Origin of the sequence: Cellulosimicrobium sp. SH8 (assembly GCF_025818875.1) — a bacterium.
GTDB classification, from domain to species: domain Bacteria; phylum Actinomycetota; class Actinomycetes; order Actinomycetales; family Cellulomonadaceae; genus Cellulosimicrobium; species Cellulosimicrobium cellulans_D.
On the sequence record NZ_JAMXMH010000012.1, the window covers coordinates 87,566 to 106,538 of the forward strand.

At 74.8% G+C, this 18,973-nt stretch carries 22 protein-coding genes; 16 read left to right on the forward strand and 6 right to left on the reverse strand.

Annotation, left to right across the window (positions count from 1 at the left end; translation table 11 throughout):
• Nucleotides 1-5: 5 nt before the first annotated feature.
• From eda to NF338_RS16820, 7 genes are all read left to right on the forward strand, one after another.
• Nucleotides 6-665, forward strand: coding sequence for a bifunctional 4-hydroxy-2-oxoglutarate aldolase/2-dehydro-3-deoxy-phosphogluconate aldolase (gene eda / locus NF338_RS16790; RefSeq protein WP_264031836.1), 660 nt, complete (start codon nucleotides 6-8; stop codon nucleotides 663-665).
• A 3-nt stretch (nucleotides 666-668) separates the two neighbouring features.
• The gene (locus NF338_RS16795) at nucleotides 669-1,790 is read left to right on the forward strand and encodes a sugar kinase (protein ID WP_264031837.1); all 1,122 of its coding nucleotides are present in this window, start codon (nucleotides 669-671) and stop codon (nucleotides 1,788-1,790) included.
• 184 nt (nucleotides 1,791-1,974) lie between these two features.
• Nucleotides 1,975-2,346, forward strand: a complete 372-nt coding sequence (locus NF338_RS16800) for a hypothetical protein (protein WP_264031838.1) — start codon at nucleotides 1,975-1,977, stop codon at nucleotides 2,344-2,346.
• 143 nt (nucleotides 2,347-2,489) lie between these two features.
• Nucleotides 2,490-2,978 carry a zf-TFIIB domain-containing protein gene (locus NF338_RS16805; RefSeq protein WP_264031839.1) on the forward strand — a complete coding sequence of 163 codons (489 nt, stop codon included), beginning with the start codon at nucleotides 2,490-2,492 and terminating at the stop codon, nucleotides 2,976-2,978.
• 25 nt (nucleotides 2,979-3,003) lie between these two features.
• Entirely contained in the window at nucleotides 3,004-3,774 is a 771-nt protein-coding gene (locus tag NF338_RS16810; RefSeq protein ID WP_264031840.1) for an SDR family NAD(P)-dependent oxidoreductase, read from the forward strand.
• A gap of 21 nt (nucleotides 3,775-3,795) precedes the next feature.
• Complete coding sequence (locus NF338_RS16815) at nucleotides 3,796-4,782, forward strand: bile acid:sodium symporter family protein (protein WP_264031841.1); 987 nt, start codon at nucleotides 3,796-3,798, stop codon at nucleotides 4,780-4,782.
• 121 nt (nucleotides 4,783-4,903) lie between these two features.
• A complete protein-coding gene (locus tag NF338_RS16820) occupies nucleotides 4,904-5,206 on the forward strand; it encodes a DUF3175 domain-containing protein (RefSeq protein ID WP_087471480.1) in 303 nt (100 codons plus the stop codon).
• A gap of 7 nt (nucleotides 5,207-5,213) precedes the next feature.
• On the opposite strand, the gene NF338_RS16825 is transcribed toward NF338_RS16820, so the two are convergent.
• The 3 genes from NF338_RS16825 to NF338_RS16835 all read right to left on the reverse strand — a co-directional run bounded on the left by NF338_RS16825 (nucleotide 5,214) and on the right by NF338_RS16835 (nucleotide 7,249).
• Nucleotides 5,214-5,672: a SufE family protein gene (locus NF338_RS16825; RefSeq protein ID WP_264031842.1), complete on the reverse strand. Its 459-nt coding sequence runs from the start codon at nucleotides 5,670-5,672 to the stop codon at nucleotides 5,214-5,216.
• Between the two features lie 160 nt (nucleotides 5,673-5,832).
• Entirely contained in the window at nucleotides 5,833-6,744 is a 912-nt protein-coding gene (locus tag NF338_RS16830; protein ID WP_087471482.1) for a sulfurtransferase, read from the reverse strand.
• Between the two features lie 112 nt (nucleotides 6,745-6,856).
• On the reverse strand, nucleotides 6,857-7,249 hold the full coding sequence (locus NF338_RS16835) for a hypothetical protein (RefSeq protein ID WP_264031843.1): 393 nt from the start codon (nucleotides 7,247-7,249) through the stop codon (nucleotides 6,857-6,859).
• 76 nt (nucleotides 7,250-7,325) lie between these two features.
• On the opposite strand from NF338_RS16835, the gene NF338_RS16840 reads away from it, so the two are divergent.
• On the forward strand, nucleotides 7,326-7,853 hold the full coding sequence (locus tag NF338_RS16840) for an SAM-dependent methyltransferase (RefSeq protein ID WP_264031844.1): 528 nt from the start codon (nucleotides 7,326-7,328) through the stop codon (nucleotides 7,851-7,853).
• Between the two features lie 12 nt (nucleotides 7,854-7,865).
• On the opposite strand, the gene NF338_RS16845 is transcribed toward NF338_RS16840, so the two are convergent.
• A complete protein-coding gene (locus NF338_RS16845) occupies nucleotides 7,866-9,254 on the reverse strand; it encodes an aspartate aminotransferase family protein (RefSeq protein WP_264031845.1) in 1,389 nt (462 codons plus the stop codon).
• Between the two features lie 107 nt (nucleotides 9,255-9,361).
• Between NF338_RS16845 and NF338_RS16850 the strand changes: the two genes are divergently transcribed.
• The 7 genes from NF338_RS16850 (at nucleotide 9,362) to NF338_RS16880 (ending at nucleotide 16,096) form a co-directional block, all read left to right on the forward strand.
• Nucleotides 9,362-10,315 carry a LysR family transcriptional regulator gene (locus tag NF338_RS16850; RefSeq protein WP_264031846.1) on the forward strand — a complete coding sequence of 318 codons (954 nt, stop codon included), beginning with the start codon at nucleotides 9,362-9,364 and terminating at the stop codon, nucleotides 10,313-10,315.
• 60 nt (nucleotides 10,316-10,375) lie between these two features.
• Complete coding sequence (locus tag NF338_RS16855) at nucleotides 10,376-11,692, forward strand: helix-turn-helix domain-containing protein (RefSeq protein WP_264031847.1); 1,317 nt, start codon at nucleotides 10,376-10,378, stop codon at nucleotides 11,690-11,692.
• Between the two features lie 155 nt (nucleotides 11,693-11,847).
• Nucleotides 11,848-13,371, forward strand: coding sequence for an aldehyde dehydrogenase (gene adh / locus NF338_RS16860; protein WP_264031848.1), 1,524 nt, complete (start codon nucleotides 11,848-11,850; stop codon nucleotides 13,369-13,371).
• A 120-nt stretch (nucleotides 13,372-13,491) separates the two neighbouring features.
• Nucleotides 13,492-13,941, forward strand: a complete 450-nt coding sequence (locus NF338_RS16865) for a DUF779 domain-containing protein (RefSeq protein WP_264031849.1) — start codon at nucleotides 13,492-13,494, stop codon at nucleotides 13,939-13,941.
• Between the two features lie 41 nt (nucleotides 13,942-13,982).
• Nucleotides 13,983-14,267, forward strand: a complete 285-nt coding sequence (locus tag NF338_RS16870; protein WP_264031850.1) for a DUF6412 domain-containing protein — start codon at nucleotides 13,983-13,985, stop codon at nucleotides 14,265-14,267.
• A gap of 120 nt (nucleotides 14,268-14,387) precedes the next feature.
• A complete protein-coding gene (locus tag NF338_RS16875; RefSeq protein ID WP_264031851.1) occupies nucleotides 14,388-15,179 on the forward strand; it encodes a YidC/Oxa1 family membrane protein insertase in 792 nt (263 codons plus the stop codon).
• Nucleotides 15,180-15,235: 56 nt separating this feature from the next.
• On the forward strand, nucleotides 15,236-16,096 hold the full coding sequence (locus tag NF338_RS16880; RefSeq protein WP_264031852.1) for an aminoglycoside phosphotransferase family protein: 861 nt from the start codon (nucleotides 15,236-15,238) through the stop codon (nucleotides 16,094-16,096).
• 78 nt (nucleotides 16,097-16,174) lie between these two features.
• Here the strand turns inward: NF338_RS16880 and NF338_RS16885 are convergent, their stop codons facing one another.
• Entirely contained in the window at nucleotides 16,175-16,540 is a 366-nt protein-coding gene (locus NF338_RS16885; protein ID WP_264031853.1) for a DoxX family protein, read from the reverse strand.
• Between the two features lie 154 nt (nucleotides 16,541-16,694).
• Between NF338_RS16885 and NF338_RS16890 the strand changes: the two genes are divergently transcribed.
• Nucleotides 16,695-17,135: a winged helix-turn-helix transcriptional regulator gene (locus NF338_RS16890; protein WP_264031854.1), complete on the forward strand. Its 441-nt coding sequence runs from the start codon at nucleotides 16,695-16,697 to the stop codon at nucleotides 17,133-17,135.
• A gap of 46 nt (nucleotides 17,136-17,181) precedes the next feature.
• On the opposite strand, the gene NF338_RS16895 is transcribed toward NF338_RS16890, so the two are convergent.
• Entirely contained in the window at nucleotides 17,182-18,957 is a 1,776-nt protein-coding gene (locus NF338_RS16895) for a SulP family inorganic anion transporter (RefSeq protein ID WP_264031855.1), read from the reverse strand.
• Nucleotides 18,958-18,973 lie beyond the last annotated feature (16 nt).

The following is an 18,973-nucleotide window of genomic DNA, read 5'->3' on the forward strand; positions in this document are numbered from 1 at the left end:
CGAGGATGTCATCCCACGGACCCCTGGAGGCGATCGCACGCGCCCGCGTCGTGCCGGTCGTCGTCGTCGACGACGCGGAGCAGGGCGTGCTCGTCGCGACCGCGCTGCGCGACGGCGGCCTTCCCGTCGCGGAGGTCACCTTCCGCACCGCGGGTGCCCGCGCCGCGATCGAGGCGATCGCGCGCGAGGCGCCGGACGTGCTCGTCGGTGCGGGGACCGTCGTCAACGCGGCCCAGGTCGACGAGGCCGTCGAGGCCGGCGCCCGCTTCCTCGTCTCTCCCGGCCTCTCGGCCGCCGTCGTGCGCCGCGCGCAGGAGGTCGGGGTGCCGGTCCTGCCCGGCGTCGCGACGCCCTCGGACGTCATCGCGGCGCTCGACCTGGGCCTCGACGCCGTGAAGCTCTTCCCGGCGAACGTCGTCGGCGGCCCCGCGGCGGTCAAGGCCTTCTCCGCACCCTTCCCGGGCCTGCGCTTCGTCCCGACCGGCGGCGTGAGCGCCGCCAACCTGCTCGACTACCTCGCGCTGCCCCCCGTCCTGGCTGCCGGCGGCTCGTGGATGGTCGACGCAGCCCTCGTGCGCGCGGGCGACACCGCCGAGATCACCCGTCGGACGCGCGAGGCCGTCGAGCTCGCCGCCACGGCCCCCCACCCCGCCGAAGGAGCCTGACCCGTGCCGGACACGACGCAGAACCAGCCCCCGCTCGCCGTCCGCCCCACGGCCGAGTGCGCCTACGACGTCGTCGCCCTCGGCGAGGTCATGCTCCGTCTCGACCCGGGCGAGCGCCGCATCAAGACCGCCCGCAGCTTCGACGCCTGGGAGGGCGGCGGCGAGTACAACGTCGCGCGCGGGCTGCGCCGCGCCTTCGGGCTGCGCGGCGCGGTCGTCACCGCGCTCGCGGACAACGAGGTCGGCCGGCTCGTCGAGGACCTCATGCTCACCGGTGGCCTCGACACGCGCTGGGTGCAGTGGCGCGAGTACGACGGCATCGGGCGCACCGTGCGCAACGGCCTCAACTTCACCGAGCGCGGGTTCGGCGTGCGCGGGGCGGTCGGCGTCTCCGACCGTGGCAACACCGCGATCGCCCAGCTCCGGCCCGGGGACGTCGACTGGGACGACGTGTTCGGCCGCGGCGTGCGCTGGTTCCACACCGGCGGCATCTTCGCCGCGCTGTCCGAGTCGTCCGCCGACGTCGCGGAGGCGGCCATGGCCGCGGCGCGCCGCCACGGCACGATCGTGTCCTACGACCTGAACTACCGCCCCTCGCTCTGGACGGGCATCGGCGGCGTCGAGCGCGCGCAGGAGGTCAACCGCCGCCTGGCCCGGTACGTCGACGTGATGATCGGGAACGAGGAGGACTTCACGGCCTCGCTGGGCTTCGAGGTCGAGGGCGTCGACGAGAACCTCACCGACCTCGACACCGGGGCCTTCCGCGCGATGATCGCGCGGGCCGCCGAGGAGTACCCCAACTTCCAGGTCATCGCGACGACGCTGCGCGGCGTGAAGACGGCGACCGTGAACGACTGGGGCGCGATCGCGTGGTCGCGCGTGCAGGGCTTCGCCGAGGCGACGCACCGCCCCGGGCTGGAGATCCTCGACCGCGTGGGTGGCGGCGACTCCTTCGCGTCGGGCCTCGCGTACGGGCTCATGGAGCTCGGCTCGATCCACGAGGCGGTCGAGTACGGGGCCGCGCACGGCGCACTGGCGATGACGACGCCGGGCGACACCTCGACGGCGTCTCTCGCCGAGGTCCGCAAGCTCGCCTCGGGCGGCAGCGCGCGCGTGCAGCGCTGACCGGCACACCGCGATCGCGCGGCACGGGTCGACGGCCGGTCTCGGCCGTCGGCCCGTACCGCGTCCGGGCCGTGCCCGCGGTGGTGGTGACCACCCGTTCTCCGCGTTCGGGGCATCTCGGGCGCCCAGCGGGAGCCGGGGTTAGGGTGGTCGAGCGGTCGTGGGGGCAGCTCGGGAGGTGGACGTGTCGGGACGGGAGCCGTTCGCGCCGAACCTGCCTCGCCGGCGCGTCGATCCCGCCCCTGACCTGGCACGAGCCGTCGAGCACGCGCGGATCCTGCGCGGTGCGGGCGACGCCGCCGGGGCCGCCCGGGTCCTCGACCGCGCGTTCGACGCCGAGGGCGTCCGTGCCCGCACCGTCTCCGAGCCCCTGCGCTTCCGAGCCCTCGTCCTGCGCGCCGACATCGCGCTGCGGCTGCACGACGACGCCGGGGCGGCCCGGTTCCTCGCGGGCGCCGAGGCGCTCCCCCTGCTCGCGGACGCGCTCGAGGCCCTCGACGACGAGCGGCACCTCGCCGAGGAGCTGCGCGAGCAGCTCGCGGCGGACGAGGACTGAGGCGCGCCGCCGCTGTCCGGCAGCCCGGGCGGTCCGTGCGCGCGCCCCGGCCGCGTGGGAACCCTCGACGTACGTGGCGCGTTGGACTGCCAGCACCCGTGCCGCGAGTCGGACGGACGACGCCCACCCGAGCGGAGGACCTCATGCTGTGCCCCACCGACCAGACCGTGCTCGTCATGACCGAGCGCAAGGGCGTGGAGATCGACTACTGCCCGACGTGCCGCGGCGTGTGGCTCGACCGTGGCGAGCTCGACAAGATCATCGACCGCTCGCTGGAGAGCGAGATCGCCGCCGAGGCCGCGGGTCCGGCCGCCGCCGCGCCCGCCCCGGCCCCCGTGCCGCCCGCGGCACCGGCCCCCGCACCGACGTCGTACCCGCCGGCGCCCGCCGCGGACTACGGCACGCCCGGCTACGACGGGCACCGCGACGGGCACCGCGACGAGCGCCGCGACGACCGCCGGTACGACGACCGTGACCGCTACCAGGGCGGCCAGTACGGCGACGACCGGTACCGGGACGACCGCTACCGCGACGACCGCGACCGCCGCTACGACGGGCGCGACGGCTACGACCCCCGCTACCGCAAGCGGAAGAAGAAGGAGTCGTGGCTCGAGGACCTCTTCGACTTCTGACGCGCCCCGTGGTCGACTGTCCCGCGTGACCGTCCTCGACTCGTTCTCGCTCGCCGGCCGCACGGCCCTGCTCACCGGCGGGAGCCGCGGGATCGGGCGCGCCGTCGCCCGTGCGCTCGGCGAGGCCGGGGCGCGGGTCGCGCTCACCGCGACCACGGCGTCGGCCGCCGAGGAGGCGGCCGACGCGCTGCGCGGGTCGGGCGTCGATGCCCGCGGGTACGCGCTCGACGTGACGGACCGCGCTCAGGTGGACGACGTCGTCCAGTGCGTGGCCGCGGACCTCGGGACGGTCGACCTGCTCGTCAACAACGCGGGGATCTCGATCGGCGGGGCGGCGCTCGACATCGACGACGATGTGTGGCACCGCACGCTCGCGACGAACCTCGACGGCGTCTGGTACTGCTCGCGCGCGGTCGCCCGCGCCCTGGTCGCGGCGGGCCGTCCGGGGACGATCGTCAACGTCGGCTCGATGTCGGCGTCGATCGTCAACCGACCCCGCTGGCAGCCGGCCTACCTGGCGTCCAAGGCGGCGGTGCACCAGCTCACGAAGGGGCTCGCCGCCGAGTGGGCGCCGCACGGGATCCGCGTCAACGCCGTCGCGCCCGGGTACGTGCGCACCGAGGCGTCGCCCGTCGACCAGCCCGAGTACTACGACGACTGCGTCGCGCCCGCCGCCATGCGGCGCTGGGCCGAGCCCGAGGAGATCGGCCCGCCCGTCGTGTTCCTCGCGAGCGCGGCGTCGAGCTTCATGACCGGCGCGGTCGTCACCGTCGACGGCGGCTACACCCTGTTCTGAGCCGGGCTAGGCTCGGTCCCCGTGCGCGCAGTCCTGAGCCGGTGGGTCGACCCGTTCGTCGTCACGCTGCTCGTCGTGCTCGTGCTCGGGCTGGTCGTGCCGGTGGGGCCGGGCGCGCAGCGCGTGGTCGACGCCGTCGCGGACGTCGCGGTCACGGTCCTCTTCCTCGTCTACGGCATGCGCCTGTCCACGCGCGAGGTCTGGGCGGGGCTGCGGAACTGGCGGCTCCAGGGCGGCATCCTCGCGGCGACGTACGTCGTCTTCCCGGTGCTCGGGCTCGTCACGGCCTGGGCGATCGAGCCGCTCGTCGGGGCACCCCTGGCCGCAGGCGTGCTCTACCTGTCCCTGCTGCCCTCGACGGTGCAGTCGTCCGTCGCGTTCACGTCGGTCGCGCGCGGCAACGTCGCCGGGGCGATCTGCGGGGCGACCGTCTCGAACGTCGCCGGGATGGTCGTCACGCCGCTGCTCGTGCTGTGGCTCATGAGCGGTCCCGGCGGCGCGGCCGGGGGGGCCGACGGTCCCTCGGGCGGGCTCGGCGGCCTGCGCACGGTGCTGCTCCAGCTCCTGCTGCCGTTCGTCGTCGGGCAGCTCCTCCAGCCGTGGGTCGGTGACTGGGTCCGCGCGCGGCGCTGGCTCACGCTCGGCGTCGACCGCGGCACCATCCTCGTCGTCGTGTTCGGCGCCGTCGCGGCCGCGTCCTCGGCGGGCGTGTGGTCGAGCGTGTCCGGGTGGTCGATCGTCGCGCTGCTCGTCGTGAGCGCGCTCGTCCTCGCCGCGATGCTCGCGCTCACGTGGTGGGGAGGGGCCGCGCTGCGGCTCTCGACCGAGGACCGGATCGCGCTGCTCATGTGCGGGTCCAAGAAGTCGCTCGCCACCGGACTGCCCATGGCGAGCGTGCTGTTCCCCGTGGCGGTCGCCGGCGTCGTCGCTGTCCCGGTGATCGTGTTCCACCAGCTCCAGCTCGTCGTCTGCGCGGTCCTCGCGCGCCGCCTCGCGCTCCGCGACTGACGCGCCGAGCATGCGGCTGCGTCCCGTCAGAACGTCCGGACGGGCGGCAACCGGATGCCCGGCCGGCTTCAGGCGCATGCTCGGCGCTGCGAGTGCGGGCGGCCGTGCCTAGCGTCGGGGGATGGCGGAGACGAAGCACGGACACGGCGCCACGGGGGAGCGCTGGTCCCAGGACGTCACCGAGCACTCGGACGCGCTCGACCTCGAGGACGACGTCTTCACGTGGGAGGACCCGGCGCGTATCGCTGCGTCGCTCAAACGCTCCGCCGAGGCGAGCGACCGGCGCAAGGGCACGCCGTACCGGTCGGCGATGTCGATGCTGACGTTCTACGTCAACCGGGCCGGGAAGAACCTGCCGAAGAAGCAGCTCGACGTGCTGGAACGCGCGAAGGACGAGCTGCGGAAGGCGTTCGGCCGTGAGTGAGCGACGCTCAGGAGCGCGCGGTGACCTGCTCGCGCACCTGGCGCTTGGCGCGCGTGAGCATGCCGTTCATGCCGCCGATGCGCAGCGGGCTCACGGCCCGCGTGAGGCCGATCGACATGGGGAAGTCGTCCGGCACGTCGAGCACCTCCTGCACGGTCAGACCCGACAGGCCCTGCGCGAGGATCGACGCGAACCCGCGCGTCGTCGGCGCCTCGGCGGGCGCGGTCGCGAAGAAGTGCACGACGCCGTCGCCGTCGACCTCCGCGAACGCGCGCACGGGCGACTGGCACTCCTCGATCCGTTCCAGCAGGCCGGGCGCGCTCGCATAGCGCTCGGGGAGGTCGGGGAGCTCGTTCGCGAACTCGAGCAGGAGCTGGAGGCGCTCGCGCTCGGGCAGCGCGAGGAAGTCCTCGCGGATCTCCGCGAGGGCCGCGGGCAGGGACGAGGCGTCGGACGAGGAGCTCATGGTGTCGATCCTTGCATCGGGGGCGTGCGGCCGGGACCCGGTCCCACCGTGCGGAACGCCCGGCGCGCTCGCCGTATGCCCGGCGGCAGACGCCGACGGCGCGCGGCGGGCCCACGAGGGGCCGGCCGCGCGCCGTCGGGCGTGAGGGACGAGCGGTGCGTCAGTTGAGCGACGCGGGGGCCTCGCCGGCCTCCTCGCCCTTGACGATCGGCACGCGCACGGCGTTGCCCCACTCGGTCCAGGAGCCGTCGTAGTTGCGGACCTTGTCGAAGCCGAGCAGGTAGGTCAGTGCGAACCACGTGTGGCTCGAGCGCTCGCCGATCCGGCAGTACGTGACGACCTCGTCGTCCGTCGCGAGGCCGAGGCCACCCTCCTGGTAGATCGCCTCGAGCTGCTCGCGCGACTTGTACGTGCCGTCCTCGGCGACCGCGGTCGCCCACGGGACGTTGCGCGCCGTCGGGATGTGGCCGCCGCGGAGCACGCCCTCCTCCGGGTAGTCCGGGATGTGCAGGCGCTCGCCCGTGTACTCCTGCGGGGAGCGGATGTCGACGAGCGGCCCGTTGCCGATGTGCGCGAGGACGTCCTCCTTGAACGCGCGGATCGTCACGTCGTCGCGCTCGACGACGGGGTACTCGACGGCCTCCGGCGCGGGGACGTCGGTCGTGACCTCGCGACCCTCCGCGATCCACTTGCCGCGGCCGCCGTCGAGCAGGCGCACGTCCTCGTGGCCGAACAGCGTGAAGACCCACGCGGCGTACGCGGCCCACCAGTTGTTCTTGTCGCCGTAGACGACGATCGTCGTGTCGCGGCCGATGCCCTTGTCGCCGAGGAGCTGGGCGAAGCCCTTGCCGTCGATGTAGTCGCGCGTGTCGGGGTCGTTGAGGTCCGTGTGCCAGTCGATCTTCACCGCACCGGGGATGTGACCGGTCTCGTAGAGCAGCACGTCCTCGTCGGACTCGACGACGACGATGCCCGGCTGACCGAGGTGCTCGGCGAGCCAGTCCGTGCTCACGAGGCGGTCCGGGTGGGCGTACTGGGTGATCTTCTCGGTGGTGTCGAGCGGTGCGGGCATGGTGTCCTCCGTGCGGCGGGAGCTGGGGTGTCCGAGGTGGTGGTCCGTCCGAGCGTCAGGCTAGGTCGGCTGTCCGCATCACGGAAGGCCCGTCGCGCATGCTGAGACGGTGTTACGCCAGGTGCCGCAGGCCGTGACGCAGCAGGAGCACGGACGCCCCGAGGTTGAGCACGGTGGACGCGCCGACGTCCGCCCCGGCCGCCCGGCGGCCCCACGTCGCGGGCTCGACGAGCGTCCCCGCGAGGGACGTCGCGCCGAGCGCGACGCACGTGCGCGCCCAGCCACGCGCACGGGCCGCGCGAGGTGCGGCCAGGGCCACGAGCGCGGTCACGGTCACGGGGATCGCGGTCCCGCCGCCCAGTCCCAGCGCGACGGTGCGGGCAGCCGGCAGCGGGACCGGGTCACGTCCGAACGGCTCGGAGTGCAGGTCGTGGCGGACCGCCGTCCACGACCCGAGGGCGGTGGCGGCGGCGTAGGCGAGGACGACGGCCCCGGCACCGGCCATGCCTCCGACCGTACGCCCGGGCCGCTCGCCGTGCTCGCCGTTCGCCGCGGCTCGCCCGTCGGTCCAGACTGACGGCGTGGTGGGTGCTGTCCCGGAGCGGGTCCGGCGTGCCGTCGCGCTGCTCGACCTGCGCGGCGACGAGGTCGTGCTCGAGATCGGACCCGGCCCCGGCGCGGCCGTGGAGCTGGTCCTCGCGCGGCACCCCGGCGTGCGGTACGTCGCGCTCGACCGGTCCGCCACGGCGGTCGCCCGCACGACGGAGCGCAACCGCGCGGCGGTCGACGACGGCCGGCTCGCCGTGCGACAGGGCGACATCGCGGACCCCGACCTCGCAGACACGCTCGGCGGCCCGTTCGACGTCGCGTTCGCCGTGAACGTCAACGTCTTCTGGACCCGCGCGGCGCGCACGGAGGCGAGCGCGCTCGCGGCCCTGCTCGTCCCGGGCGGCGCGCTCTGGCTGGTCTACGAGACGCCGGGCGGGGACGACGGCCGCGTCGTCGACGGCGTCCGCGCGTCGCTCGCCGTCCCCGGGCTGGGCGCGCCGCTCGTCGTGCGCGACCGCGCGGTGGCCGTCGGTGCCCGCCGCTCGCCCGCCGGGTGGTGACCCGGGAGCGGCTCAGCCGAGCAGCTCGCGCTCCGCCTCGCCGAGCGCGCGGTCGAGGAGGTCGAGCCCGAGGTCGAGCTCCTCCTCGCTCACCGTGAGCGGGGGCGCGATGCGGAACACGCCGCCCATGCCACGGAGCTGCACGACGTTCATGTGGAGCCCGAGGTCCAGCGCCCGCCGGGTGACCAGGGCGCCGAGCGCGTCGGCGCCCTCCTTCGTCTCGCGGTCGAGCACGAGCTCGATGCCCTGGAGCAGACCCCGTCCGCGCACGTCGCCGATCGTGGCGTGACGGTCCTGGAGGTCGAGCAGCCCGCCGCGCAGGCGGTCGCCGAGCACGCGCACGCGGGCATCCATCTGCTCGGCCTGGAGCACGTCGAGGACGGTGTTGCCGACCGCCGCGACGAGCGGGTCGGAGACGTGCGTCGTGAAGAACAGGAACCCGCGCTCGTGCGCGCGCTCCTCGATCTCGGCGCTCGTGATGACGGCCGCGAGGGGCAGGCCGGCGCCGAGCGTCTTGGAGATCGTGAGGATGTCGGGCACCACCGGCTCCTCGCCGTCGCGACCCTCGAACGCGTACCAGGAGCCTGTCCGGCACAGCGCCGTCTGCGCCTCGTCGAGGATGAGGAGCATCCCGCGCTCGTGGCACTTGTCGCGCAGGGCCGCGAGGTAGCCGGGCGGCAGCTCGACGATCCCGCCCGAGCTGAGGATCGGCTCGACGATGCACGCCGCGAGGCTGCCCGTGGACTGCACGTCGACGAGGTCGAACGCGAGGTCGAGCTGGCGGCGCCAGTCGTGCGCGCCGTCGGGCGTGACGTGGTCGGGCCGGTATGCGTTCGGGACGGGGATGACGAGGTTGCCGGGCGCCGTCGGGCCGTAACCGCGGCGTCCCGCGCTGTAGGTCGCGGCGGCTGCGGCGTGCGTCATGCCGTGCCACGAGCCGGCGAGCGAGACGACCTCGTGCCGACCCGTGACGAGCTTCGCCATCCGGATCGCGGCCTCGTTGGACTCGGCGCCCGTCGTGAGGAGCAGGACCTTCTCGAGCGGGTCGGGCAGCGTGCCCGCGATGCGTCGCGCGAGGTCGACCACGGGGCGCGAGAGCATCCCGGAGAAGAGATGGTCGAGCGTGCCGATCTGGCTCCGGACCGTCTCGACGATCGCCGGGTGGCTGTGCCCGAGGATCGCGCTCATCTGCCCCGACGTGAAGTCGAGGACCCGGCGTCCGTCGGCCGTCGTGACGAAGCTGCCCGACGCGCTCTCGACGATCTCCGGCGTGAACGGCCCGCCGTACCGCACGAGGTGCCGATCGGCGTCGGCCCAGAACGTCGCGGCGTCGCCCCCCGCGCGCTCGGGCACGGGCCCGGCGCTGGACGACGAGGTGAGGGCGGGGGAGGGCACGGTCATGGGTCGAGCGTAGGGACGGAGTGCTGTGCGCGTACAGCACAAGTTCTCGTACAGTCTGTGCGGATAACCTGCACAGACGACGACCGCCGCACGGAACGGAGGACCGCGTGCTCAACGCCGCCCGGCTGCAGATCCTCGCCCGGCTCGAGAGCCTCGGGACCGTGCGCGCGGTGGGCGCGTCCCTGCACCTGAGCCCGTCCGCGGTGTCCGCGCAGCTCGCGGCGCTCGAGGCCGAGACCGGGGCGCGCCTCGTCGAGCGGACCGGGCGGCGCGTGCGCCTCACGCCCGCGGGGCGCACCCTCGCCCGACACGCTCGCGTGATCCTCGACCAGATGGCGCTCGCGGAGGCGGAGCTCGCCCACCCCGACGGGCAGCCCGCCGGGGTCGTGCGCGTCGCGGCGTTCTCCAGCGGCGTCCGCGCCCTCGTCATCCCCCTCGCTCGGCGGCTGGCGGCAGAGCACCCCCGGGTGCAGGTCGAGGTCGTCGAGCTCGACCCCCGCGAGAGCGGCCCCGCGCTCCGCCGCGCGGACGTCGACGTCGCGGTGACCGCCGACCTGCTCGACGGCGCCCGGCTCGCCGGTCCCGACGTCGCGACCGTCCCGCTGCTCGAGGACCCGGTCGTCCTCGTCGCGCCGGCGGGTGCGTCGGCGGGCGAGGCAGCGCGGGAGGGGCCGGTCGACCTCGCCGGTCTCTCCGCCGCGCGGTGGGCGGCGGACCTGCCCGGCCGGTACCTGTCGACCCTCGTCGAGAGCGCGTGCCGCGACGCCGGGTTCGAGCCGCGCGTCGTCGCGCGGCTGCCGAGCTACGAGCTGCTGCTCGCGCACGTCGAGGCGGGGCTGTCGGTCGCGCTGCTGCCGGGCCTCGCCGTCGACCCGCGCTACGACGTCGTCGCCCGCCCGCTGCGGGCGCCCCGGACGCGCCCGGTGTACGCCGCGGTGCGCCGCGGCGCCCCGCCCACCGCGGCGACGAGCGTCGTCCTCGCCGGGCTGCGGCGCGTCGCGGCGGACGCGACGGGCGTGACGGCAGCGGTAGGGCGGACGACCGCGCCGCAGCCGCGGTAGCGGGGCGACGGGCGCGCCCTACACTGGGGCCCAGCACCGCACGACGACGTGGGAGGTCCCGTGTCGCGCACCCTCGCACCGCCGCTGCGCTCGGACGCGCACCCGCGTCGACCTGACGCGCGCCGCGACGCCCGCTCGGTGCGTGCCGCCTACCGGTCCTTCCTCGTCGACGGTGTGCTCCCGCCCGGCATCCACCCCGTGGTGGCCGACTCGTGGCGCCGGTCCGTGCACAGCGGCGTCGACCCCGAGGGCCCGCGCACGGAGTCCACGCTCGCCCATGACGACCTCGTCGCCTACCGCCAGGCCCACCCGCTCGCGGGAGTGATGCCCGTCGTGCGCGAGCTCGTGGTCGACGCCGCGGCGGACGACGGCCTCGCCGTCGCCGTGTCCGACGACGCGGGCCGGCTCCTGTGGGTCGAGGGCAGCCGCGCGCTGCGGGACGCCGTCGAGCGGGTCGGGTTCGTCGAGGGCTCCGTGTGGCGCGAGGAGCGCGTCGGGACGAACGCCCCCGGGACGGCGCTCGCCGCGCGCCGGGCGGTGCAGGTCCTCGGCGCGGAGCACTTCTCCCGGCCCGTGCAGGCGTTCAGCTGCACCGCCGTCCCCATCCACGAGCCCGGGACCGGCCGCGTCCTCGGCGTCCTCGACGTCACCGGCCGGCAGTCGGCCGCCTCGGGCGTCGTGCTCTCGCTCGTGCGCGCCACGGTGCTGAGCCTCGAGCGCGAGCTGGCCGAGCGTGCGGCTGCCGCGACGACGGCGACCGACCGCTCCGGAACGGTCCCCGCGGCGCCGCCCGACAGGGGGCCCGAGCTGTTCGTGCTCGGCACCACGCCGCTGCTCCGCGCCCCCGACGGGCTGGAGCACCGGCTGTCGCTGCGGCACGCCGAGATCCTCGCGCTCCTCGCCGCGCACCCCCGCGGCCTCTCCGCCGACGAGCTCGCCGTGCTCCTGCACCCCGGTGCGCTCTCGGACGTGACCGTGCGCGCGGAGGTGTCGCGCCTGCGCCGCGTCGCCGGCCCGCTCCTCGCCGGCTCCCGCCCCTACAGGCTCGCGCGACCGCTGCGGACGGACGCCGACGTCGTGCGCGACCGGCTCGCGGTCGGCGACGTCCGAGGGGCGGTCGATGCCTACCGTGCACCGCTCCTCCCGCGCTCCGGCGCGCCCGCCGTCGAGCACCTGCGCGCCGAGCTCGCGGCGGAGCTCCGCGCGGCCGTCGTGTCGGCGGGCGACGCCGACGTCCTCGACGCCTGGACCCGCACCGACGACGGCGCCGAGGACCACGCCGCGTGGACGCGCCTCCAGCGCGTCGCCGACCACGGCAGCCCGCTCTGGGTCCGCGCCCGCGCGCACCTCGACCTGCTCGACGACGAGCTCGGCTGACCGCGACCGGCGCTGCAACGGTCCTGCAACCCTCGGGTGCCTAGCGTCGTCCCACGGCGCGACGAGGCGCCGTGCCGCGCACCGCCGTCGGGCGCTCCCCGCCCGTCGGTCACCTCCCCAGGAGCGCGGCGAGTCGCACTGCGAGGAGGCAGACGATGACGGTCTACGCAGCCCCCGGCACGGACGGGGCCATCGCCGAGTACAAGACCCGGTACGACCACTGGATCGGCGGCGAGTACGTCGCGCCGGCGAGCGGGCAGTACTTCGAGAACCCCAGCCCGGTCACGGGCCGGACCTTCACCGAGGTCGCGCGCGGGAACGCCGACGACGTCGAGCGCGCGCTCGACGCCGCGCACGGCGCCGCCCGGTCGTGGGGTCGCACCAGCGCGACCGAGCGCGCGAACATCCTCAACAAGATCGCCGACCGCATGGAGGAGAACCTCGAGCGGATCGCCGTCGCGGAGACGTGGGAGAACGGCAAGCCCGTCCGCGAGACCCTGGCCGCCGACATCCCGCTCGCCATCGACCACTTCCGCTACTTCGCGGGCGCGATCCGCGCGCAGGAGGGGTCGATCTCCGAGATCGACGAGGACACCATCGCGTACCACTTCCACGAGCCGCTCGGCGTCGTCGGCCAGATCATCCCGTGGAACTTCCCCATCCTCATGGCCGTGTGGAAGCTCGCCCCGGCGCTCGCGGCGGGCAACTGCGTCGTGCTCAAGCCGGCCGAGCAGACGCCCGCGTCGATCCTGTTCCTCATCGACATCATCGGGGACCTGCTGCCGCCGGGCGTGCTCAACGTCGTCAACGGGTTCGGCGTGGAGGCGGGCAAGCCGCTCGCCTCCAGCCCGCGCATCCGCAAGATCGCGTTCACGGGCGAGACGACGACGGGCCGCCTGATCATGCAGTACGCGAGCCAGAACATCATCCCGGTCACGCTCGAGCTAGGCGGCAAGTCGCCGAACATCTTCTTCTCCGACGTGGCCGACGCGCGTGACGACTTCTACGACAAGGCGCTCGAGGGGTTCACGATGTTCGCCCTCAACCAGGGCGAGGTGTGCACGTGCCCGTCGCGCGCGCTCGTCCAGTCGTCGATCTACGACGCGTTCCTCGGCGACGCCGTGGCCCGGACCCGGGCGGTCAAGCAGGGAAACCCGCTCGACACCGAGACGATGATCGGCGCGCAGGCGTCCAACGACCAGCTCGAGAAGATCCTGTCGTACATCGAGATCGGCAAGGCCGAGGGCGCGAAGGTCCTCACGGGCGGGACGCGCGCCGACCTGGGCGGCGACCTCGCGGGCGGGTACTACGTGACGCCCACGATCTTCGAGGGCAAGAACTCGATGCGGATCTTCCAGGAGGAGATCTTCGGTCCCGTCGTCGCCGTCACCGACTTCTCCGACTTCGACGACGCCATGACCATCGCCAACGACACCCTCTACGGGCTCGGCGCCGGCGTCTGGTCGCGGTCGGGCAACACCGCCTACCGCGCGGGCCGCACCATCGAGGCCGGGCGCGTGTGGACCAACTGCTACCACGCCTACCCCGCCGCCGCCGCGTTCGGCGGGTACAAGGGCTCCGGGGTCGGGCGCGAGAACCACAAGATGATGCTCGACCACTACCAGCAGACGAAGAACCTCCTCGTCTCCTACTCGGCGCAACGCCTCGGCTTCTTCTAGACCACGACCCCCGACCCCGCCGAACACGGGGTTGCTGTCGCTCTGATGCCCGGAACGACAGCGACCCCGTTCTCGGCGGCTCGCAATCTCGTTCTCGTCCCGTGCCCAGGAGGTCTCCTCGTGCCCGACGACGTCCCCTCGCCCCACTCGGCCCGTCCGCCCGCGGGGCGGGTCGCGCTCACCGACGACGCCGCGGCGCTGCTCGCGCGGCTGCGGCCGGTCCACGGCGAGCTCATGTTCCACCAGTCCGGCGGGTGCTGCGACGGGTCGTCGCCCATGTGCTACCCGCAGGGCGACTTCCTGCTCGGCGACGCCGACGTGCACCTCGGCGACCTGGCCGTCGTCCCGGACGACGGCGGACCGGGCGAGCCCGGCGGCGCGCGCACGTTCACCGTGCCCGTCTGGATGAGCCGCGCCCAGTTCGAGTACTGGAAGCACACGCACCTGACGATCGACGTCGTTCCCGGCCGGGGCGCCGGGTTCAGCGTGGAGGCGCCCGAGGGCGTGCGCTTCATCATCCGCTCGCGTCTGCTCACCGACGACGAGTGGGAGGCGCTGGACGTGTCCTAGGCTGGGGCCACGGCAGCCCGTGACCGGAGAGGAGGGGCGCGATGAACGACCTTCTCGTCGTCGTGCGGGACCTCGCCTCCGCGCTCACGCTCCTGCTCGGCACGTCGACCCTCACGGCCACGCTCTTCCTCCTCGGCGCCACCGCCCTCGTCGCGGCCGTCGCCGCGGCGTCCGCGCGCTGGGGCGCGCCCCTCGTGCTCGGCGTGGCCACCCGGCCGGCGGGCCGACTGCGCGCGACGGTCGACGTCGGTCCTGCCGTGACGCAGAGCGACCCGGACGCCCCCGGCCGTGCCCGGCCACGGGCACCCGGCCGACCCCTCGGCTGATCACCCGGCCGAGGTCTCTCCACCGCACCCCGCGCGCTCCACGTCGCGGCGTGCCCCTGCCTGCCCGGCGCAGGGTGATCGGCGAACGCGTACCCCGCACGTTCGACCGAGGACACCACCATGAACCTGCTCGACCTCCCACTCGTCGCCACAGTGCTCGACGCCGCCTACCGCGCCCTGATGGGCCTGTCGGACCTGCTCGAACCCGTCGCCGGAGGCGCCGCGGCCGCGGCCGCCGTCGTCCTGCTGACGCTCGCCGTCCGCGCGCTGCTCGTCCCCGTCGGTGTCTCGCAGGCCAAGGCGGAGCGCGACCGCGCACGCCTCGCGCCCCGGCTCGCCGAGCTCCAGAGTCGTCACCGGGACGACCCGCAGAAGCTGCAGCGCGCGACGCTCGACCTCTACGCCGCGGAGGGCACGACGCCGTTCGCCGGCTGCCTGCCGATGCTCGCCCAGGCGCCGGTGGTCGGCGTCGTCTACGCGCTGTTCCTCCACGCGCAGATCGCCGGGCACGGGAACGCGCTGCTGGGCCACACGCTGTGGGGCGCGCCCCTCGGCTCGAGCCTCGTCGGCTCGCTCGGTGCGGGTGCGGCGGCCCTCCCGACCCTTGCGGTCGCCGGCGCGGTCGTGCTCCTCATCGCGCTCGTCGGGGAGCTGACGCGTCGGGCGAGCCTGCCCGGTGGACGCCTCGCCGTGCCCCGGACGCCGACCAGCCCCGGCGTCGCGTCGGGTACGCCCGGCGCCCTGTCGGGACCCGCCCTGCAGAACGCTCTCGGCGTCCTGCAGTTCATGACCGCGGTGATCGCGTGCTTCGTCCCGCTCGCCGCGGGGGTGTACCTGCTCGTGACGGTGACGTGGACGCTCGTGCAGCGGCTCGTCCTGCGTCGGAGATACCCGTTCGGGGCGGTCGCGTAGCGCGACGGCGCGGCGGGCCTGGTCAAGGGCCCGCCGCGCGTGCGAGGGTGTCGGGTATGACCGATCTGCTCCCGTACCGCGACGACGCGGACGACGTCGAGGTCCCCCTGCTGGGCGGTGACGTGTCGGACGGGATCGTCCGGCGCGGCGACACGGTCCGCCGTCCGCGCGGCCCGCACAGCCCGGCCGTCGAGGCGTACCTGCTGCACCTGGAGCGCGCGGGCTTCGAGCGTGCGCCGCGGTTCCTCGGGATCGACGACGACGGTCGGGAGGTCGTGACGTTCCTGCGGGGCGAGATGGGTGGACGCCCGCCGCACGCGTGGGCGACCGACGAGGACGTGCTCGTCCAGCTCGGGGAGTGGCTGCGGGACCTGCACGCCGTGTCGCGCGACGTCGTCCTGCCCGACGGCGTCGCGTGGCCGGAGCGTGCGCAGTTCCCGGAGGTGCCGGACGTGTTCGACGTGCCGGACGTCGTCGGGCACAACGACCTCACGGTCGAGAACGCGCTGTTCGTCCCGGCCGGCGACGACCCGCGGGGTCCGCACCGGCTCGTCGGCGTGGTCGACTTCGACCTCGCCGCACCGACCACGCGCCTGCTCGACGTGGCGACGACCCTGCGCTACTGGGCGCCGGCGAGCGCGCCCGAGAGGCGGCCGGAGGTCCTGCGGGGCCTCGACGCGCCACGTCGCGCGCGCATCCTCACCGAGGCGTACGGGCTGGACCGCTCGGAGCGGCTCGCGCTGCTCGACGTGCTGGCGCAGCGGTTCGCGCGGAGCTGGTACGCGATGCGGCACGCGGCACAGACGCGGGGCGGCGGCTGGCAGCGCATGTGGGACGACGGCGTCGGGGACGCCATCCGCGACGACGAGGCGTGGTTCGCGGCCCAGCGGGTCGACTTCGTGCGCGCGCTGCGCTGAGCGTGCCCCGCGCGCGGCGGGGCATGCTCGTGCGCGAGTCCCGCGTGGAGCGGGCGCCGCCCAGGGGCGGCTCGGCGCTCAGAGCGCGGCGAACCGCCCCACGGCGACGAACACCGACAGGGCGAGCAGCACGACGTTCGCCGGCACGGCCTTGGCCTCGCCGAGGCGCACGTGCAGCGGGATCGCGCCGACCTGCGTGAGCGCGAGCCCGACCGCCGCGATCGGGGTGAGGACCGGCGCGACGCTGAGCGCCCAGGGCAGGATCACGCCGACGGCGCCCGCGACCTCGAGCCAGCCGATCGCGCGCACGCCCGCGGTGCGCTCCGGCGTGACCCACCGCATCTGCTCCTGGAGCACGGGGATCGGGCGCAGGGCCTTCATGAGCCCGGCGCCGAGGAAGGCGAGGGCGAGCAGACCGGAGGCGATCCACAGGGCGACGTTCATGCGTGAGTCCTTCGAGGGGGAGGCGGCGACGGCTCAGGGCGGCCGGTCACTCTTTGTGCCTGGGCACATGATGGGTAACCATGGGCGGCGCTACAAAAGGCACACCCGTGTGCGTGAGGCACACGGAGCCGCACGCCGAGGAGACGGAGACCCCATGACCACGACGCCGAGCACGGACGTCCCCGTGGTGCGCGAGCTCGCGGAGCGGCACGGCATCCCGGTCGACCGCGGCTGCGCCGCGGCCGAGGCGACGAGCGAGGTGCGCTCGGTGCTCGACCGGGTCGGGGACAAGTGGAGCGTCCTCATCCTGGGCATGCTCTCGGGCGGCCCGCAGCGGTTCACCGAGCTCCTGCACGGCATCGACGGGATCTCGCAGCGCATGCTCACCCTCAACCTGCGCCAGCTCGAGCGGGACGGGCTCGTGAGCCGCACGGTGCACGCCGTCGTGCCGCCGCGCGTCGACTACGCGCTGACCGACCTCGGCGCGACCCTCCTGCCGCCCGTGCTCGCGCTCGTCGAGTGGGCGCTCGAGAACACGACCACCATCCGCGACCACCGGGACCGGTTCGACGCGCGCGGCACCGCCGCGGGCTGAGCCCCCGGGCCCTGCGGCGACGCCCCGCGGCCCCGCCGCCGGCCGGTCAGTCGCGGTGCAGGGCCGACCGGACGCGCGACCACAGCCGCTTCATCGGCCCGTCCGGGCGCACGACGGGGATCTCGGTCGTCTCGACACCGCGCACGAGCCACGCCTCCGCGTGCCGCGTCGCGTCCGCGGTCGACTCGCCGATCACGGGTCGCGCCGGGAACACCGCGATCCGCTCGTGCAGGCGCAGGTCGATGACCTGCTCGAACTTCTCCGCGAGCTCGGGGTCGACGCCGCTCACGTACAGCCGGCCACCGCCCTCGCCGAGCCGGTCGGCGTAGTGCGCGAGCACGGTGAAGGCCGTCGCGCCCAGGCTCGCACGGCCGCGCAGGCGCAGCACGACGACGGCGTCGTGCGCGTCGGCGGGCTCCGGCAGCGCGGCCTCGAGCGAGCGGGCACCGGCGTAGAACAGGCTCCCGTAGACGTCGAGCACGGTGACCGTCGCGTCGTCGAGCCGCTTCGGCGCCGGCTCCTCGCGGTAGCGGCCCTCCGCGAGGGGGACGAGGCGGACGATCCGCAGGTCCTGGGACTCGCGGTTCGCCTGCAGCAGGATCGAGAGGGCGGCGCCGATGCCGACCGCGGCCGCGACCGGCAGGAGAAGGGTCGCGAGGAACGTGGTCGCCATCGCGACCTGGGACTGGCTGCCCGTGCGCCACGCCGTCGCCATGGCGGACAGCCGGATGGACCCGACCGACGCGACCGCGAGCAGCGCCGCGAGCGTCGCCGACGGGACCGCCCCGACCGGCCCGGACAGCGCGACGAGGACGACGAGCACCCACACGCCGGACATGACCCCCGCCCAGCGGTCGCGCGCCCCCGCGGAGGTGCTGATCGCCGTCTGGCCGACCGACCCTCCGACCGGGATGCCGCGGAAGAACCCCACCGCGAGGTTGGCGATGCCCTGCCCGACGAAGTTGCGGTCCGGGTCGGCGCGGCGCCCGCCGGGGTTCGGGACGGACTCCGCGACCCCCGCGCCCTGGACGAGCACGATCGCCGCCACCGCGAGCGCGCCCACGGCGACATCGACCGAGACGACGCCCAGGTCGGGCAGCGCGAGGGAGGGCAGGCCGGCAGGGATCTCGCCCCCGTCCCCGACGAGCTGCACCGACGTCGCGCCGAGGGACCACACCCCGACGGCCGACGCCACCAGCGCGACGACCGCGGCGTACGGGGCCACACGCGTCCGGCCGAGGACGAGGAGCAGGACGACCGACCCCAGGCCGACGGCGACCGTCGGCAGGTCCCACGTCCCGGGAGACCGGAGCACCTGGTAGGCCTGCGCGACGGCGAGCGACGCGGTCGGGTCCGCGCCCGTGAGGTCGTCGAGCTGGCCGAGCAGGATGTTGACGGAGACACCGGTGAGGAACCCCGTCATCACGGAGTGCGAGACGAAGCCCGTCAGGCGGCCGAGCCCCACGATCCCGGCGACGACCATGAACGCCCCGGCGAGGGTCGTGAGGAGGATGAGCGCCGCGAGCCGGTCCTCGTCGGCGACGCCCTCGAGAGCCGATCCGGCGGCGAGGGCGGCGGCGCTCGTCGTCGTGACGATCATGAGACGCGAGTCGACGGTGAGACCGCCCGCGATGCGGCCGATCGCCGTCGCATAGAGGCCGTGGATCGGGTAGACGCCGACGAGCGTCGCGGTCGCCATGCCGTCGGGAACCCCGCCGACGGCGCCCGGCACACCAGCGCCGGCCGAGCGCCAGAACGTCCCCGGAGCGGGTCGGACACCGTCCCACCAGGCGTGGACGGCGCGCACCGGCCGCAGGCTCATCGGGTCTCCCGCGGCT